The 17452-nt window shown below is 36.7% G+C and carries 16 protein-coding genes; 9 read left to right on the top strand and 7 right to left on the bottom strand.

What is annotated here, in order from left to right; all coding sequences use genetic code 11:
* Positions 1–212 precede the first annotated feature (212 nt).
* Complete coding sequence (locus ACFQRG_RS21010) at positions 213–1610, top strand: MFS transporter (RefSeq protein ID WP_380969958.1); 1398 nt, start codon at positions 213–215, stop codon at positions 1608–1610.
* Between the two features lie 138 nt (positions 1611–1748).
* On the opposite strand, the gene ACFQRG_RS21005 is transcribed toward ACFQRG_RS21010, so the two are convergent.
* The gene (locus ACFQRG_RS21005) at positions 1749–2216 is read right to left on the bottom strand and encodes a hypothetical protein (protein ID WP_380969899.1); all 468 of its coding nucleotides are present in this window, start codon (positions 2214–2216) and stop codon (positions 1749–1751) included.
* 300 nt (positions 2217–2516) lie between these two features.
* Between ACFQRG_RS21005 and ACFQRG_RS21000 the strand changes: the two genes are divergently transcribed.
* Positions 2517–3305 carry a DUF3891 family protein gene (locus tag ACFQRG_RS21000; RefSeq protein ID WP_380969897.1) on the top strand — a complete coding sequence of 263 codons (789 nt, stop codon included), beginning with the start codon at positions 2517–2519 and terminating at the stop codon, positions 3303–3305.
* A gap of 53 nt (positions 3306–3358) precedes the next feature.
* Here the strand turns inward: ACFQRG_RS21000 and ACFQRG_RS20995 are convergent, their stop codons facing one another.
* Positions 3359–6757 (bottom strand): CDP-glycerol glycerophosphotransferase family protein, encoded by a 3399-nt coding sequence (locus ACFQRG_RS20995; RefSeq protein WP_380969895.1) that lies wholly within the window; start codon positions 6755–6757, stop codon positions 3359–3361.
* 473 nt (positions 6758–7230) lie between these two features.
* Positions 7231–7734: a peroxiredoxin family protein gene (locus ACFQRG_RS20990; protein ID WP_380969893.1), complete on the bottom strand. Its 504-nt coding sequence runs from the start codon at positions 7732–7734 to the stop codon at positions 7231–7233.
* Between the two features lie 148 nt (positions 7735–7882).
* On the opposite strand from ACFQRG_RS20990, the gene ACFQRG_RS20985 reads away from it, so the two are divergent.
* The 3 genes from ACFQRG_RS20985 to ACFQRG_RS20975 all read left to right on the top strand — a co-directional run bounded on the left by ACFQRG_RS20985 (position 7883) and on the right by ACFQRG_RS20975 (position 10256).
* Positions 7883–8356, top strand: a complete 474-nt coding sequence (locus ACFQRG_RS20985) for a TraR/DksA family transcriptional regulator (RefSeq protein ID WP_380969891.1) — start codon at positions 7883–7885, stop codon at positions 8354–8356.
* A 258-nt stretch (positions 8357–8614) separates the two neighbouring features.
* A complete protein-coding gene (locus ACFQRG_RS20980) occupies positions 8615–9334 on the top strand; it encodes a GH25 family lysozyme (RefSeq protein WP_380969954.1) in 720 nt (239 codons plus the stop codon).
* Between the two features lie 166 nt (positions 9335–9500).
* A complete protein-coding gene (locus tag ACFQRG_RS20975) occupies positions 9501–10256 on the top strand; it encodes an SDR family NAD(P)-dependent oxidoreductase (RefSeq protein ID WP_380969888.1) in 756 nt (251 codons plus the stop codon).
* A 241-nt stretch (positions 10257–10497) separates the two neighbouring features.
* On the opposite strand, the gene ACFQRG_RS20970 is transcribed toward ACFQRG_RS20975, so the two are convergent.
* Positions 10498–10947 (bottom strand): DUF6944 family repetitive protein, encoded by a 450-nt coding sequence (locus tag ACFQRG_RS20970; RefSeq protein ID WP_380969885.1) that lies wholly within the window; start codon positions 10945–10947, stop codon positions 10498–10500.
* A gap of 276 nt (positions 10948–11223) precedes the next feature.
* On the opposite strand from ACFQRG_RS20970, the gene ACFQRG_RS20965 reads away from it, so the two are divergent.
* The 3 genes from ACFQRG_RS20965 to ACFQRG_RS20955 all read left to right on the top strand — a co-directional run bounded on the left by ACFQRG_RS20965 (position 11224) and on the right by ACFQRG_RS20955 (position 14137).
* Positions 11224–11733, top strand: coding sequence for a DUF1259 domain-containing protein (locus ACFQRG_RS20965; RefSeq protein ID WP_380969882.1), 510 nt, complete (start codon positions 11224–11226; stop codon positions 11731–11733).
* Positions 11734–11927: 194 nt separating this feature from the next.
* The gene (locus tag ACFQRG_RS20960; protein WP_380969879.1) at positions 11928–13493 is read left to right on the top strand and encodes a PucR family transcriptional regulator; all 1566 of its coding nucleotides are present in this window, start codon (positions 11928–11930) and stop codon (positions 13491–13493) included.
* Positions 13494–13582: 89 nt separating this feature from the next.
* Positions 13583–14137 (top strand): glycerol-3-phosphate responsive antiterminator, encoded by a 555-nt coding sequence (locus tag ACFQRG_RS20955; RefSeq protein WP_380969877.1) that lies wholly within the window; start codon positions 13583–13585, stop codon positions 14135–14137.
* Between the two features lie 54 nt (positions 14138–14191).
* Here ACFQRG_RS20955 and ACFQRG_RS20950 read toward each other — a convergent pair whose 3' ends face one another.
* From ACFQRG_RS20950 to ACFQRG_RS20940, 3 genes are read right to left on the bottom strand one after another with little or no spacing between them, the layout of a single operon-like run.
* The gene (locus ACFQRG_RS20950) at positions 14192–15247 is read right to left on the bottom strand and encodes a HAMP domain-containing sensor histidine kinase (protein WP_380969874.1); all 1056 of its coding nucleotides are present in this window, start codon (positions 15245–15247) and stop codon (positions 14192–14194) included.
* Entirely contained in the window at positions 15244–15918 is a 675-nt protein-coding gene (locus tag ACFQRG_RS20945; RefSeq protein ID WP_380969872.1) for a response regulator transcription factor, read from the bottom strand. Before ACFQRG_RS20945 ends, ACFQRG_RS20950 begins: the two co-directional genes overlap by 4 nt.
* A 45-nt stretch (positions 15919–15963) precedes the next feature.
* Entirely contained in the window at positions 15964–16335 is a 372-nt protein-coding gene (locus ACFQRG_RS20940) for an ATP-binding cassette domain-containing protein (protein WP_380969870.1), read from the bottom strand.
* 280 nt (positions 16336–16615) lie between these two features.
* Between ACFQRG_RS20940 and ACFQRG_RS20935 the strand changes: the two genes are divergently transcribed.
* On the top strand, positions 16616–17452 hold the full coding sequence (locus ACFQRG_RS20935; protein WP_380969868.1) for an MIP/aquaporin family protein: 837 nt from the start codon (positions 16616–16618) through the stop codon (positions 17450–17452).

Genomic DNA, 17452 nt, shown 5'->3' with positions numbered 1-17452 from the left:
TACATTTATAATCTATTAACCTAAAATTTAATTGGTTTAGCCATCATTGGGCCGGCCGGTAATGGCTTATGCAAAATCTGTGGACGGTGAGAATAAAAAATGGTTCTAAAATAAATGAATAAATGAGGAGGCACGTTGTGGGCCATATACAAAATAAAAAGTTAAAAAAAGAGGATATTACCATTGTTGATACTAAACTTGCTAAACAGTCTATGATTGGGACAGCCCTTGGCAACGCTATGGAGTGGTTTGACTTTGGTATTTATTCATATTTGGCTGCTACGATGGGTAAAGTATTTTTCCCAAAAATTGATCCTTCTGTTCAGTTGATATATGCTTTTGCAACTTTTGCGGTTGCGTTTATAGCACGGCCTATCGGCGGTTTGGTTTTTGGGATGATAGGAGACCGCATTGGCCGCAAGAAAGTTTTGGTTATTACATTGATTATGATGGCTCTCGCGACTTTAAGTATTGGCCTTATTCCAAGCTACGCTTCTATTGGTGTTTACGCACAGATTTTATTACTTTTTATAAGGATGGTACAAGGATTTTCAACAGGAGGAGAATATGCAGGTGCAATGACTTTTATTGCAGAATCTACGCCGGATAAAAAGCGGGGTTTTATGGCAAGCGGCTTAGAGGTTGGAACGCTTGTCGGTTATAGTGCCGGCGCCGGGATTGTCACATTGTTGAGCTTTCTTCTTGGTTCCGAAGCAATGGTCGAGTGGGGTTGGAGAATACCGTTTATTGTTGCAGCTCCATTGGGATTCATTGGTTTATATTTTCGGAGCCGTTTGGCGGAAACGCCTGCCTTTGAAGCAATGATGAAGGCGGAAGAAGAAAGAAATCGCGTTTCCCTTAAAGAGATTATTATCAATCATTGGAAACCATTGTTGATTTGCATAGGTATAGTATTCTTTTATAACACAATGATCTATATGGTACTGACTTACATGCCGTCTTATTTGTCAGAACAACTCGGTTACGGTGAAACAAAAGGGTTAGTTTTGATCCTTGCAGTGATGATTATCATGATTCCGTTTGTTTTAGCAATGGGTTATTGGAGTGATCGCATTGGCAGAAACCGAATTATTAAGGGTGCTTTAATCGGTACTGTTGTACTAAGCATACCGGCACTCATGATGATTGGTAAAGGAAATAACTATACTGCCTTCTTTGGCTTACTTATCTTGGGCTGGCTGTTAGCTTCTTTCGAAGGAACACTTCCTGCAACGCTGCCGTCTTTATTTTTTACAAAAGTCAGGTATGGTTCCCTCGCTATTACTTATAATATTTCCACATCTGTATTTGGGGGCACTACACCGCTTATCGTTGCTTGGCTGGTCAGTATTACTAAGAATCGTATGGTCCCCGCTTATTATTTAATGGCTGTTTGTATTATTGGGCTTATTATCGTTGCATTTTTTGTCAAAGAAACGGCAGGGAAATCCTTGCGCGGATCATCTCCAGCTGTTGAAGATCCAAGTGAAATTAATGAAATATTGAAAAATCCGGATAAAGCCCTTTGGTGGGAGGAGGAAATAAAAGAAACTGGAGGGAAGGTTATTAATGAAAGCAAGGAAATAACCGGGGCACGATACAAAACGTAACAAATATAGATTAAGCTGTATCTCTTGAGTCATTTCCTCTTAGCAGCTTAAAAAGGCAAGTAAGCAAAACAATATAAATCATATTATTTACGACACTTTCCCCATTAATTAAAGCGCTTCCAACAGGAAGCGCCTTAATTATCCATGCAAATGATTTTTAATTGTTGCTCTAATTGGGTGATTGCCGAATACAATTTTATTAATAGCATTAATTTCTGTTTGAGTTAAATGGGCATTCTTTTCGATTTTGTTTGCCAATTCTAAAAGGACTTGGCAGATTTCATCTTGTTTGTGCATCCTGCTTGTTTTCATTTTTAATTCTTTTGTTAAGTACAACTTTTGTTCGTTTGTTAATGGGAGATATTCGATAATATGATTCATGCGGGAAGTGAATTGTCTCAATTTGATAATGTAAGCAACGAGATGTATAACTGCCAGTGCTCCTAAAACGATAAAGAATGGTACCATAATTCCCATGTCCATTAATGTGCCGTAAACTAAGATTAGGATGGTTTCACAGATTGCTGATGCGGCTAGAAAGGATGTGATATAATATGCAAAGTTTGGTTTCAGTTGATTTTGCTTATTAGACAAAACCATGCTCATTTGTCATCACTCCTTTTAAAATGTTCACAAAGTTTTAACATTTGCTTTTATTATATACTATGCACTTGACAACTTGCAATGAATAAAACTTTAAAATTTTAATATTTTTGAATTATTAATAAATTGTTAATATGTCATTACCAAAAATCCGCAAACCCCTTATATTGAATATTCAAAACAGGAGTAATATATTATAAATAATGAAAACAAAGGAAAAATCAAATCGGTAAATCAGGAAAAAGGATGAAAAGGTGAAACCGCTATGAATTGTACAAGCCAAAACATTTCGGAGGTTTTAACATGATAGTTAGAGAAAGATCAAAGGATTTTGTGTTAATTCAGCAAGACGACCATGCAAGAATTTCTGGAGATTTTGCCAGGCTGTGGCGGGATGATTACTTTATAGGGAATGACCGGCGGAAGGAAGTAGAAACGGCTGTTGCGGAACATGACCGCGGCTGGATTGCACCGGACAGTGAGCCGTTTATAGATGATAAAACGGGAAAGCCCTATTCATTTTCCGATTTTCCGTTAAATACAAAACTTGTCCTTTATAAACACGGTATTAACGAAACCGAAGCGGCCAATTCTTATGCCGGTCTGCTTTCAAGCTATCATTATATGAAGTTTATTGAAGGTGAGAATACATCAGAAGCAAAGGTATTTGTTCATATGGAAAAAGAAAGGCAGAAGCGGATTATTCGTAAAACCAGTCATTTTAATAAAGATATTTTCCTTTTTCATTATGATTTACTGAAGCTATGCGATAATTTATCTCTGTATCTTTGCCTGAATGAACCGGGTGTATTAAAAAGTGAGGAGCACCCTTGGTTTCAAAAGGGGATCCCTGTACCAAAGACTTTTAATTTTATAGAGGTCGAAACTTTTGATGTCAGCTGGCTGGATAAAAAAACAGTGCTCTTATCACCATTTCCTTTTACTGATAAATTTACTGTTCTGCTAAAATATAAATGTGTAGAAAAAGAAGAAATAAAGAATCACGGACTGATTGAAGCTTATCAGAGGTCACCGTGGATGGAGCTGAGAATATTGTTGACCGGGGAAAGCGGTCAAATAAATGGGGTATAAATGAATAAGGCAGGCTTCCTTTGGATATTATCATCCAAAGAAAGCCTGCAAAATTAAATGTTTACTGCATGTTTCGCTTTTTTGACCTGTTCCTTAATCTCTTCGCTTTCTTTAGCAAAAATAGAATCAACGAGGCGAATCGCCGCATTTCCATCTTCTAAGCTGCAATACTTCTTGTAAAATTTGTCATAACGCTTCTTATAATCTTTCTTAATTTCATCTATATTTAGAACAGCCTCTATTATTTCTTCAGTATTTCTTAATAAGGGACCCGGTGCTTCCTTTTCAAAGTTCATGTAAAAGCCCCGCAGCTGGTCACGATAGAGTTCAAAGTCATATGTGTAAAACAAAATAGGACGTTTTAAATTAGCAAAATCGAACATGACTGAGGAATAATCTGTGATAAGAATATCAGATAACAGATACAGTTCTTGAATATCAGGATGCTCAGAAACGTTATAAATAAAGTCACGATATTCTTCAGGGATATTAAGCTTATTTTTGATAACAACATGCATTCTTAATAACAGGATAAAGTCATCACCTAATGAACTTTTCATTTTTTCAAAATCAAAATTGATATCAAAAGTAAATTTATTATTTTTCGTTGCTTGATTATCCCGAAAAGTCGGGGCATAAAGAATAACTTTTTTATCTTTAGGTATATTTAATTTACTTCGCAGTTCATTTGCCTTTGCCGCTCTATCTTTTTGATAAAATATATCGTTGCGCGGATAGCCGATTTCCAAAACTTTTCCCCGATAATGAAATGCGCTTAAAAAGGCTTTTGTTGCATAGGAACTAGGTGAAATTAAATAATCCCAATGAGAAGTTGCCTTGTAGACGCGCTCTAAATAATCAGGATCCCGGCCTTGAATATGATCAATGTCAAAGAGCATTTTCTTCAAAGGTGTGCCATGCCATGTTTGTATATATAATGTCTCCGGCCGCTTTTCGATATAGGTGGGAAAGTTTTGGTTGTTAACCCAATACTTCGCCCTGGCCAAATAGAAATAATATTTTGGTGACAGTCTTTCCACTCGCATTGTGTTTGGATCACTAAAGCGAATGTTTTCATTGTATATCCAAACCTTTTTGTAGTTAAGGCCGCGGTTCACCAATTCCTCATATATATATCTTGGACTGTCTGCATACTGTTTCCCAACGCCGCTCTCAAAGACAATCAACTGGTTATCTACAGGGAGTATTCGCCTCGCAATATTATAGAACAGACGCATAGTGGGAAAGTATAGATGACTTTTGCGATATTTGTTAAATAGCGTTAAACAAAAGTCGCTCTCTATAAGCTTTTTGAGACGCTGCTTTTTAGGTTTAAATGTCAAGATCGTTTGATAAATGCGATCATTTGCATGGCAATCGTTATATTTCAAAAATTTTGAAGCCCTCTTTTTATATTCATCTTTCATTTTAAATTGATTTTTGGCGTAGTATTTAACTAGAGGGCAAATGTCATTTAATTTGTTTACGATGTCACCTGGCAAATCATTATCCAGGTCAAGATGTGACGGGTGTTTTCCAATAAATCGTTCCCTGTCAAATTGATAATAGATAATAGGCTTATTTAAGAAACTAAAATCAAAACCAACACTTGAATAATCGGTAATCATTAAGGCACTTTCTTTTAATAGTTTCTGAACATCAACTTCGCCTTGACTTATGACACGAACCGGCGCGTTTGTAAAGTAAGATGTGAATTTTTGCATATTTGGATGCAGACAAAATATAATCTCGAAATGATATTCCCGAGATAATTGATGAAGTAACGGGTGATGCACAAGTTGTTTAAAACGATCGAAGTATTCACTTTCTAAGAACGCATCGTCTGTAATGATCCAATCGCGCCATGTTGGAATAATTAATATTTGCCTTTTAGTATTTATATTGTTTGCCAAAAGGTTATCGAAGCGGGACAGGCCGGTAATTTTTACTTCATGCGGATCATATCCGAAGTCTTGAACAATCATGTTTTTTTCAAATTCCGAACTTACGAGAAACAAATCAGTATTAAAAGCCGGCGCTTTCTTTCCATAATTGGCAACCATATTTTTTGTTCCCATAACGCCATGCTGAAGGAAAACTTTTGTTGCTTTAACAGCCTTTTTAAAGCGTTTTGTACGTAAAGGAAACAGATAATCAGGATGATGCGACCCAATAATTCTTTTTGCCATTAACGAATAGAGGATATGCTTTTTTGATTTATAGTAAATGGTATGACCTAAGGGTTCAATGTTTTGAAGCTCAGGCGAGTGTTTGTCAATGACGTAATATACATGTCGCTTTGGATGGTTCTCACGCATATATTTGAAAAAATGGTAACCCGTATCTTGTGCTTTATATGAACGCTCACCAACAAGCCAAATATTCTTTCTGCTGTAAAAAGGCCTTATCATCCAAGCCCAACGCAGCATTTTTCGTAAATATTTAAAGGCATCACGATCAAATTCATCGACTTGCAGTGAAAGGTTAAATTGTTTGAATGTGTAATATGGCGTTATAACAAATATTTTATCTTTGTTGCGCATATATCCGCCTTTAAGAAAGTGACGGGCGAAAAATCGGGGCTTTCCAATCCGGACGAGCACTATTTCATCTTGGTCATGATATTTTAAGTAAAAGAAGAAATCGTAAATATCTTCTTCAAATTCATTGACGTTAAAAATTTGGCTCAATTGTATGTCCGAATTATAAAGATATTGATACAAGCCATTATTTTTATGATAGTTTTCTTTTAATTTTAAGGAAAGCGGAATTTTCTTCTCAATGTTCGTATCCCGTCCCCGCAACATAATATGGGCACTTTCTATTCGTGAATGGCCTGTATATAATTCCCCGGAAAAAGTCAATCGGTTATTTTTTATTTTTAATTGTTTAATATGATGGGTTGAAACCGGGTTTAAATCCGTATTAAATGCCAACGATAAATTACCATTCTTTGTTGTATACACGATAAGTGAATACTGATCAACGGTTACTTTCTCAATACTCTCTAACTTTGTATCTTCAAACCTGCCCAGGCGTATTAAGTATTCAATAAATGGCTCGCCATTTTTTAATAAACCGTAATCGGCCTCATTTTTAACTTTTTCAAGACGTTCTTCACTGACATGCTTAATTGGTGTTCGTATTTTTATGTAAAAGTCAAAAATAACTTCCTCGCAACAGCACTTTTTAATGAAATCTTTCATGGAAACTTTAAATTCGAAGTTTGAAGATGGTTTAATATTGGTTAATAAGATTTTACTGTCGTCTATCCTTGATTTAACCCACAATTCTTTTGCTTGATAGGATTTTCTTGAGAAGCGTCCGCTGATATATAGTTGTTCATTTTTTTGTTTTAAGGTTAAACGTTGTTTTAATTGATTTCCCTTGGTATTTATAACCTTTTTATTTAACCTTTTGAAAGTATTTCTTATTGAGCCCTTTACATTCATAAAGACATCCACCTCTAAATAGACCGAAACATAAAACTAAACTATCCTATTAAAAATATAAAATTATCACGCATTTACCATCTGAATAATGGTTTAGTCTTATAATTATGTCGAATTTAGTAACATGTTATCAGATTATGACCCTATTATTTTTTTCAATTTATTTGATTTTTGATAAAGATTGTTTCATATCATTACTTCTGTTTTAACGCATTAATAAATTAATAACATTAAAAGGTGTAATGAAAACAAATCGTAAATTTTGTAATTTGTGATAGTTCTTTATGAATGGTACGGTTTTACCTGCGGGATATTAGAGGATAAAAAAGGAAAGGCCGGATGGTCCGGCCTTTAAAGTTTACATCACCTTTCTTAATAATATTTTAGCTTCAATGATAATTATAAAGCGAAATGATCAAGCTTACCGCTAATAAGCTTATATAAAAAATCCATGTCCGGGAAGGACATGGATTTCAGCTAAGATTTTCACGTATATATTTAATTGTTTTACCTAAATCATTTGTTGTCGGGCGGCCAAACGGTCCGGTTTGCAGCTGTTGAAATACCAGCTGTCCCTGGTCGTCAACAATAAATATCGCCGGTTCTATATGTTCTCCGTGATCCTTGTATGGTGCATCCTCTTCATGAACAAAAATATCGTAACCCTTAGCAGCTCTTCGCTCATTATCTCCTAGGACGGTAAATGTTAGAGCTTGGTCTTCAACAAGCTCTTTAAGCCTGTCAATCTCGTCGGATGATATCGCAATAATATGGGTGTTTTGAGCTTTAAATTTATCAATGTCTTGCTGCAAACTCGAAAGAAAGTCCCTTTCAGCCGGGCACCATTCACCTCTGAAAAAAACAATCAGATGCCAGCTTTTATGTTCTGTTTGATGATCTTTAAAAGAAAAAAACTCACCAGCTGTTGATATTAAATTAAAATCAGGTGCCTTATCTCCAATTTTTAATCTAGGCATGCCGTTTCCTCCTTTTTTGGAAAAACCATGCTTACAAGTTTTCTATAATTACTTTACCTCATTTTAACTAAAATTAAACATGATTATGATGTTTAGAAAAAGCTTTCTTTAGGGAAATAACACAAAAAAGGCAAAGGTGAGTGATCTTATGTCATTAACTAAAGAGCAAATGAATGAATTAAGAACCGATTTAGTTATAAGGAAAGAACAATTAGAAGCTGATTTAAATAAAGGGATGGATTTTGATAACGGGGAAAGTGAGATGTCCTCAGTTGATAACCATTTAGCCGATTCAACGGGTGATATGGTCGATCGGGAAAAGACGATATCAGAGCATTTTCTTAATGAAAATGAACTCCAGGAAATTAATGAGGCATTAGAGCGAATGGAAAACGGCCAGTACGGGATTTGTGTTGATACGGGTGAAGAAATCCCTTATGAACGCCTCAAAGCTGTACCATATGCTAAAAGGACAAAAGAAGCTCAAGAAAGGTTTGACAGTCAAAGGGCGGGAGCTGATCAAACTGCTCAGGCTTCGACAAGCCGTTTGCAAAAACCAAAAGGAAAAATAGAAGACTCAAGAAAGAGAACAATTGAACGGATAGAAGAGGAACATAATTAAATAGAAAAAGCTGATAAAAATGAATTGCAGCGATAATACGGGATTTTAATCATTTTGACTGTTTGGCTGATACTGTTTTAAGATAACGACCAAGAGGTTTGCTTATTATCCCCATCAGCAAACTGCTGAAACTGGGATTTTGCCTGTTTGCTGTTCATGACATTATCGTTTATTTTTATCCAAAAGGATGGTGATAAGATGCAGGCAAGATCCAAAAATCAACTTAAAGGTATTGATGTCAGTCATTGGTAAGGGAATATTCACTGGGAAAAGGTAAGACAAGAAGGTATTGATTTTGTTTTTATTAAAGCAACAGAGGGGCATACATTTGTTGATAAAATGCATAAAGAGTATTATAAAGGCGCAGTAAAGGCCGGAATTGCCGCAGGGTTCTATCACTTCGCAAGATTTAAAAATAAAATGGAAGCTAAAAAAGAAGCGGAACATTTTATTCAGACTGTTAAAGCATTTCCGGCTGATTTGCCGCATGTCCTTGATTTAGAAGTGGCATCGGGAGCATCCCGGTCAATATTATCACAAGCCGCATTAGTCTTTCTTGATTTAGTAAAAGAAAAAACAGGGCAAGATATTATGCTTTATACGTATACGATTTTTGCTAAAAGACATTTAAACAGCTTATTAAAGTACATCCCTTTATGGATCGCACATTATGGGGTTGATCGTCCCGGAGATAATGGTATTTGGGAGAGGTGGCAAGTCTTTCAATACAGTGATAAAGGCAGGATAAATGGGATTCAAGGGAATGTTGATCTTAATGTTATGATGCCATCATTACCCGATCATCATCGTGAGGCAAAAAGTAATAGTGATAAAAAATTCTATAAGATTAAGAAAGGGGATACCTTTTGGGACTTAGAAACAAAAAATGGTTTTCAGCATGGTACATTAGAAAAATTAAATCCGGGGATTGACCCAAGAAAACTGCAAATTGGACAAAATATTGTTTTTCCAAAGTAAAAACCCCTGAAAAAATCAGGGGCAAAATAAAGGGGGAGAAGATATTCAGCTTATCTTTATTATGGGCACAATGCCAAATTTTATACATTAAAACTATTTTTTAATGAAAGTTTAGCTGATCATTAAAAATAAGTTACAATGGTTTTATTTAATGGAGGTTGTTCAATTGGAATTAGGATTAAAAGATAAGAAGGTACTTATTACAGGAGGATCTAAAGGTATCGGTGCGGCAGTTGCCGAGGTTTTAACAGAAGAGGGAGCAAAAGTTGGGGTTATTGCCAGAGGACAGGAAGCATTGGATCAAATAAAAGATAAATTAGGTGTTGCCGTTTATCAAGCGGACCTCTCACGCCATAGTGAACGGGAGCGGGTCTTTAATCAATTTATGGAAGACAATCAAGGCATTGATATCCTTGTTAACAATGTCGGCGGAAGCAATGGCGGACAAGCCCTTGAAACGGATATGGATACTTTTAATGAAGCAATGGAATTAAACTATTTTGCTTCAGTTCATTTTAGTAAGATGGCTGCGATGGCAATGAAAGAACAGCAGTCTGGAAGTATTATAAACATAACATCTGTATATGGCCGTGAAAGCGGCGGCAAAATTACTTACAATAATGCAAAGTCCGCTCTGATCAGTTTTACAAAAGGATTTGCTGATGAAGTGATTAAATATGGGATTCGTGTCAACAGTGTTGCGCCGGGCTCGATTTTGCACCCTACGGGAAACTGGCAAAGGCGACTGGAGGAAAACCCCGAACAAATGAAGAAGTTTGTAAGTGATAATATTCCGGCAGGACGTTTTGGACGTGCCGATGAAGTGGCTAATGTTGTTGCATTCCTGGCGTCGGAAAAAGCATCTTGGGTTGTGGGAGCTTCTATTAATGTCGATGGCGGGCAATCTTATATGAATTTTTAAAATATAATAACAGGGCTGTCCTAAATAAGTCTGCAAAACTGTTTATGGACAGCCTTTTTATATATATAAATAGGGAATAAAAATAAGAAAAACTAAGCCTTTCGCTATTAAGAATTGGCGGCAAGCCAAGTTTTCCTAATAATTTATAATTACTTTTACTTTTGAATAACAGAGAATTTAAGAGAGGCAGGGACGTTTTCGTACTGAAGTAATATATGCATTTATCCGGAGGTTCAGGCCGTTAGAATGGAACTTGTGTTGCTTCCTCTTTAATTAACAATTCAGTTTCAGCAATCGCCTCCAAAGAAGATCCGTACGCGCTCATCCAGTTCCCAATAATGGACAGTTTACGTCCTTGTATTTCCGTACTGCGTTTTTCTGATAACTGCTTACTAAATCCGACCGCTCCGAAGGTCTTGCCGATAGTCTGTAACCAAACACCAAGCACAGCCTTTTCTTCTGAAGTTAAATCGGAAGTATCCCCTTTTTGTAACCGTTCGCTCTGTCTCCGTAAAAAGCGCAATTCCTTAGTAACACCAACAGCTTCAAGAAAGGCCCCCATAACTTGGATCCATGTTCCCGTAAATGTTTCATTTGTTCCCGGGGGATATTCATTATTAAGATTTAAGCCTCCATTACTTTCAAGTTTTTGTAACATTCGTTTTGTCACAGCTTTTTGCCTTTCATTCATCACTTCACCTCCAGTAAACGACTTATTCACATAACTTGTTATAGGATATGCGTTTCAATTGCAGCTTGCTCACAGATACTTTCATCAACAATATAGAAATTTAAATGTATCCCGTTTATAGAAACCAATGATGAAGTAGGCGGTTTAACCGAGCTCAGTAAGTAAAAAACATTGCAGCGATATGGGATTTTAAAATTTTTCAAACGGAGGTTAGTAAGAATTATTCATAAGAATCACTTCCTTAGTGAAAGATAAAAATAAAAACGGAGTGATCATATGAAAAGATGGCTAATAATTTTTTCATTATGTCTCATGATATTTCCATCAATTCCAGCCTCAACTGGGCAAGCCGCTGAGGTTAATGGCGGGAATTGCCAACCGCTTGAGAAGATTTTTAAGACTAAGATAAATAGCAATGGGGATGTCTGTCAATTAGATATCCCTCGTAAAAATTTAAATGTGACTATGAATGGGTTAAAATTATCTCCAAATCTTATGAGTATAGGCTTTATGGTAAACTTTCAACAGGTTGGGGATAAAACTGCTGTTATGGGTGAATTTGCTCTATTAGGAGATGAAATTAACCCGGTTATCGACCAGTTAAGAAAAGGGCAATTAGAAGTATCGGCTCTTCATAATCATATGATCGATGAAAACCCGAGAATATTTTACCTTCATTTTGAAGGGCTTGGTGATATAAATCATATAGCCCAGGCTATAAAATCGGCGATATTAGAAACACATGAAAAGAATAACAATACAAATTACATAAATTTAAGTGATTAGACCGGCTCACCTGAGTGAACCGGTCTATTTTTATAGAAGGGTCCATATGACTGGAATTTCGCATTTTCCCTAATTTGTGATTAATAAAATAGTTTTGTAAAATTAATATTATCATATGTATTTAAGAGTTGTATTTTAAATAAATGAAAGTGATTTCCTATATAGAGAATCCATATTTGCTGGGAGTTGGAGTTATGAATCAATTGATTCGTTCATTGACGGTTCGTGATTTATTAGGGCGTCCTTCGTTTTCTGATGCGAAGCTTGTGGCAGGACATAAAGGATGCCATAGAAAAGTCCGCTGGGTACATATAATGGAAGTCACTGCTATTGAAAAATTTATCCATGGCGGGGAATGTATTTTAACAACCGGACTAGGTTTAAAAACATTTCAAAATAACCCTATTCAATATTTGACAAGGCTCCTTGAAGCGGGAGCAGCCTGCTTATGTATTGAATTAGGCAATGATATAAAAGAGATTTCAAGCGGCTTAATTGATTATGCGGATCAGCAACATTTTCCTCTTATTGTTTTCAATAAAGAGGTTCGTTTTGTAGACATTACCCAAGATATTAATAGTTTTCTTATCCATCAACATGTGGACCAATTAAAAGCTATTGATAAACTGTCAACAGATTTTAATCAGGCTGTTTTACATAAAAATGGCGAGATACAGGTTCTAAAGCTCCTTCATGAACATTCCCATGCATACATTTTATATGAACATGGCAATGAATATGATAGTTATCCTGTCAAATCACAAACGATGTTTCATAATGACAGGGAAATCATCAATAAGCTTAGAGAAAAGGGTTCTAATAAAATCATCCAAGAACCTTATGATAATGAAAAGCGAATATTTTGGCTTGTACAGCCGGTAAGTGTTTTAGGACAAACTTTAGGATACTTATATTTAAAAAGATATGATAATGCCTTTTCAGAATGGGATAAGTTAATGACAGACCGGGCAGGATTAGTTTTGGCTTCAAACTTGTTTCAGAAACAATTGACAGTCGAAAGAAAGCGGGAAAGAGAACAGCAAATAATAGAAGATCTTATTCATAATCGTTCAGCTGATGAGGAAACATTAAGAGATTTAATTGGCGAGCCATGGCAAAATCGATATGTTTATCGCTTAATTTATGTTGATACAGGAAATATAAGTGAACATCAATTAAAAACCCTTCAGGCCGGCTTCAATGAATTGGGCATTTATCCTCTTTTATCTAATATGCCGACAAGGTTAATTATTCTTGCTTTTGATTTTAATGCTGAGAGAAAGAATTGGCAGAAGGTTATTGAGGACTTGCAGAAATTAAATCTTGCAGGACAAATAGGGATCAGCCGGCTAAGAAGCCAGTTAAAAGATGTACCGTTGAGTTATCAAGAGGCAAAGGCGGTTGCCAAAAGGAAACATCAGCTTAATCAATTAAGCTCATTTTATGAGGAAAACGGCATTTATCAATTAATGGAATTATCAACGGATAAAGAAGTCTGGCAAAGATTTATTTATGATCAAATCGGTCTGCTAATTAACCACGATAAGGAAAATCCTGAACTTTTGTCAACCTTGAAAGCCTATTTAACTCATCAAGGGTCAAAGACAAAAACAGCTGAAGCCTTATATATTGTCAGACAAACCCTCTATCATAGGCTTGAAAGAATTAAAAGCTGCCTTGGAGAGGATTTCATGAACCCTGAGCGGCGCATACCGATAGAAGTTGCCATACGTATTTATGAATTAATGAAAGAATCCTGAATATCTCTTGAAATCTTTATTTTATTTCTTTAAGCTAATATAGCTGATTAATTTGTTCGGAAAAACGAGAGTTAAGAAGGAGCTTAAGTATGATTTTTAAATCACAAAGTGTGCTTCCCGCTGTTAGGAAGATCAAAGACTTTGAGAGGCTGATGGATTCGAAAAATAACTATGTTGTTATTTTGGACAGCCACGTCGCTCAATTAAGTGCACTCGTAAAAATAGGCCATCAACACAAGAAAAAGGTTCTCCTCCATGCGGATTTAATTCATGGGTTGAAGAATGATGAGTATGCAGCGGAGTTTTTATGCCAGGAAATTAAACCCGACGGGATTATTTCAACCCGGGGAAACGTATTATCCGTCGCAAAGAAACGGGGACTCATTACGGTCCAAAGGTTATTTTTACTTGATTCACTTGCCCTTGAAACAAGTTACAGATCATTAGAAAAAGTACAGCCGGATGTTATTGAAGTTTTGCCTGGTGTTGTTCCTAAAATGATTATCGAGATCCGTGAGCGGACAAAACTCCCCGTCATCGCCGGAGGATTAATCCGTACAGAAGAAGATGTCCGCCAAGCCTTTGAAGCCGGGGCTTCAGCCGTGACAACATCTTTAAAAAGCCTCTGGCACCTGAATGGTTAATAGGCTATGTGATTAAAGACAATAGTGACCGTCCTAAAAACCGAGACGGTCATATTATTGTGTCTTTGGCAATGTAATTATAAAAGCCGTTCCTTTTCCTAACTCACTGTCGACTTGTATCGTTCCTTTATGCATGTCGACAATTTTTTTGACGATGGATAGCCCAAGGCCGTTTCCTCCGCGGACCCGGTTGCGGGATTTATCAGCTTTAAAGAAACGCTCAAAGATATGTTGAGCATCTTCTTGACTTATGCCGATGCCGGAATCAGAAATGCGTACGAGGACTTGATTTTGTTTTTTCCATAAAGAAATACTAATCGTTCCGTTTTCCGGCGTGAATTTTATACTGTTATTGATGAGATTTACCCAGACTTGACTTAATAAATCTTTGTCAGCAGTTATTGTTGCTTCATTAAGATCAATATCCATTTTAATGTTTTTTTCGATCCATTGCGGTTCACAAGCTAAGATAATCGAGCGTAATTGCTGATCAAGTCGATACTCGCTAGCTTCAAATGGGTGATGCTCTGATTCCAATGATGTTAATTTCAATAAGTTATCACTAAGCTTTGACAACCTTTTACTTTCGGTTTCGATAATGTCAAGATAGTGCCGCCGTGATTCGGAAGTTAACTCTTCATTTTTCAATGCCTGGGCAAAACCGCTGATCGATGTGAGCGGTGACTGAATTTCGTGCGAAACATTAGAAACAAATTCTTGACGAAGTTGTTCGATTTCCCTGAGCTCAACGGCCATATGGTTAATACTTGCAGCAATTTTTCCAACAGGATGGTCTTTTTCATTACCATAGACTGATGCGGGAAGATGGACGTTGAAATCACCTTTTGACATTTGTTCGATGGCCGTTATCAACGATTGCAAGAACTCAAACTGCTTTCGCTGGATGCCGGTATACTTAGCAATGATGAACATCGTACAAGCAATTAATAAAATGCCGAGAAAAGAATTAATCAACTGTACGGCAAGCTTAGGGATATGAATGTTAAAAGCATGATAAATCAAATCTGTTAAAAAATATGCCGCTGTCCAAGCCAGCAATAAACAAAAAATTGTGGTGGAAATTCTAAACCAAAATCGCTGCCGGCTCATCTCTGGATCTCCAACCGATAACCAAGACCGCGAACGGTCTTAATTTGAAATAAATGCTCTGCTTTAGCAAACCGCTTTCTCAACCGCTTAATATGAACATCAACCGTCCGCTCATCACCTTCATAATCATATCCCCAAATCTCTTCAATCAGCTGTTCACGGGAAAAGGTTTTACCCGGGTAGCTCGCTAATTTGAAAAACAGCTCAAACTCTTTTAAAGGCAGTGTTAAAGATTTGTTGCCCAATGATACTTCGTAAGTTTTTCGATCAAGCTGCAATTCACCGATTGTCACTTTTTGTGAAATGGCGATCCGATAACGTTTAAGCAGGGCTTTGACACGGGCAACAAGTTCCGGAGGTTCGAACGGTTTGACGAGATAATCGTCGGTTCCAAGTTCGAACCCTTTGATTTTTTGTGCAGTTTCGCCTTTTGCAGTCAGCATAAGTATCGGCATATCATAATAGGTTCGTAATTCTTTACATAATTCCCAGCCATCCATATTCGGCATCATAATATCTAAAATAACAAGATCAGCTTTTGTCGTTTCTAGGATATTGAGAGCTTTTAGGCCATCTTCCGCCTCAAAAACATCAAATCCTTCGTTTTGAAGAAAGTATCGGATCAGTTCGCGAATATGCGGATCATCGTCAACGATTAAAATCTTTGTCATTACAAAACCTCCTTATTATTATTCATTTGAATGGTTTAGCACATCTTACACTGACTCTTTTATACGCAACTGTTGCGTTGGAAATTCCCGATACATGACATGACTGATCATTAATTCTTCATGCGTCCCTTTGCCGGTTATCCGCCCTTTTTCAGAAAACTTATCAATCGGCGTATCACCAAGCTTAATTTGCCCGGACGCGGGTTCATAATAGCGTTCCAGTAATGAAAACAGTGTTGTTTTCCCGCCGCCGCTTGGACCGGCAAATGCTGTTACTTTGCCTGGTTCTTCAGTAAAGTGGATGTCTTCTAAAATCATTTCTTCTTTATTATAGGAAAAAAATAGATGTTCAGCAGTAATCGTTTTCTGAGGATAGTTAACTTGACGCCAATTCCTGCGGCTTTTTGTTTTATCCATTTATTCATTCATCCCTAATCTTATAATGTGTCAAAATGACATGGTTTCATTTCCACAATTATCATAGCAATGTTCTGTGAACTGAATATGAACTTTTCTTAAGGCATAAGCGGATCTTTGGAATCCATCTATATTGACACCGCTTTCATGATATGATACTTTATAACTAATAAGTTAATAATTGAGATTGAGATAATGAGACTCACAACTGGCTGTAAATTCTTTTAAAGGTTTATAGCTTACTGGTTGTGGGTCTTTTTATTTGAGGAGGCAAATAAGAATGTCAGGGTTTCTGGGTGAAGTCATCGGTACAATGATTTTAATCATACTTGGGGGCGGCGTGTGTGCCGGCGTTAATTTGAAGAGATCGAATGCAGAAAATTCCGGTTGGATAGTGATTACATTTGGCTGGGGCCTGGGTGTTGCCATAGGCGCTTATGCAGTAGGCAAATTTAGCGGCGCTCATTTAAATCCGGCTGTTACTTTAGGTTTTGCAATGATTGGAAAATTCCCATGGTCTAAAGTGCCGATTTATATCATTGCGCAAATGATCGGCGCTTTCATAGGCGCATGCATTGTCTATCTGCATTATTTACCCCATTGGAAGGCTACGAAAGATCCGGCAGCAAAATTAGGTGTTTTCTCAACAGGTCCGGCTATACCGCATACTTTCTCAAACTTACTAAGTGAGATTGTAGGGACTTTTGTTTTAGTATTAGGTTTATTATCAATCGGGGCAAATAAATTTACCGAGGGATTAAACCCTTTAGTCGTCGGATTTCTAATACTGGCGATTGGTTTATCCTTAGGAGGAACAACGGGGTACGCCATTAATCCTGCACGTGATTTAGGACCGAGAATTGCTCATGCCGTTCTTCCCATAGCAGGAAAAGGGAGTTCTAATTGGGGGTATGCTTGGATACCCGTTGTTGGGCCTATATTAGGCGGTATATTTGGCGCATTATTTTATAAAGGATTTTTCCTGGGTGAATTTTTACCGAGCTTTTGGATTGTAGGCGTTATACTATTAATAGTTATCATTGCCGCTTATATGACAGAAAAGAAGATACCAGCGAAAAGATATATGAAAGCAGAATCAATAAATACACAAGAATAG

Origin of the sequence: Scopulibacillus cellulosilyticus (assembly GCF_042665295.1) — a bacterium.
GTDB lineage: Bacteria > Bacillota > Bacilli > Bacillales > Sporolactobacillaceae > Scopulibacillus_A > Scopulibacillus_A cellulosilyticus.
This window is presented reverse-complemented; position numbering and strand designations above follow the sequence as displayed.

Bases quoted from the DNA above. Each gene is read 5' to 3' on its own strand.
- ACFQRG_RS21010 (WP_380969958.1), top strand. From the start codon at position 213: ATGATTGGGACAGCCCTTGGCAACGCTATGGAGTGGTTTGACTTTGGT.
- ACFQRG_RS21005 (WP_380969899.1), bottom strand. From the start codon at position 2,216: ATGAGCATGGTTTTGTCTAATAAGCAAAATCAACTGAAACCAAACTTT.
- ACFQRG_RS21000 (WP_380969897.1), top strand. From the start codon at position 2,517: ATGATAGTTAGAGAAAGATCAAAGGATTTTGTGTTAATTCAGCAAGAC.
- ACFQRG_RS20995 (WP_380969895.1), bottom strand. From the start codon at position 6,757: ATGAATGTAAAGGGCTCAATAAGAAATACTTTCAAAAGGTTAAATAAA.
- ACFQRG_RS20990 (WP_380969893.1), bottom strand. From the start codon at position 7,734: ATGCCTAGATTAAAAATTGGAGATAAGGCACCTGATTTTAATTTAATA.
- ACFQRG_RS20985 (WP_380969891.1), top strand. From the start codon at position 7,883: ATGTCATTAACTAAAGAGCAAATGAATGAATTAAGAACCGATTTAGTT.
- ACFQRG_RS20970 (WP_380969885.1), bottom strand. From the start codon at position 10,947: ATGAATGAAAGGCAAAAAGCTGTGACAAAACGAATGTTACAAAAACTT.
- ACFQRG_RS20965 (WP_380969882.1), top strand. From the start codon at position 11,224: ATGAAAAGATGGCTAATAATTTTTTCATTATGTCTCATGATATTTCCA.
- ACFQRG_RS20960 (WP_380969879.1), top strand. From the start codon at position 11,928: ATGAATCAATTGATTCGTTCATTGACGGTTCGTGATTTATTAGGGCGT.
- ACFQRG_RS20955 (WP_380969877.1), top strand. From the start codon at position 13,583: ATGATTTTTAAATCACAAAGTGTGCTTCCCGCTGTTAGGAAGATCAAA.
- ACFQRG_RS20950 (WP_380969874.1), bottom strand. From the start codon at position 15,247: ATGAGCCGGCAGCGATTTTGGTTTAGAATTTCCACCACAATTTTTTGT.
- ACFQRG_RS20945 (WP_380969872.1), bottom strand. From the start codon at position 15,918: ATGACAAAGATTTTAATCGTTGACGATGATCCGCATATTCGCGAACTG.
- ACFQRG_RS20940 (WP_380969870.1), bottom strand. From the start codon at position 16,335: ATGGATAAAACAAAAAGCCGCAGGAATTGGCGTCAAGTTAACTATCCT.
- ACFQRG_RS20935 (WP_380969868.1), top strand. From the start codon at position 16,616: ATGTCAGGGTTTCTGGGTGAAGTCATCGGTACAATGATTTTAATCATA.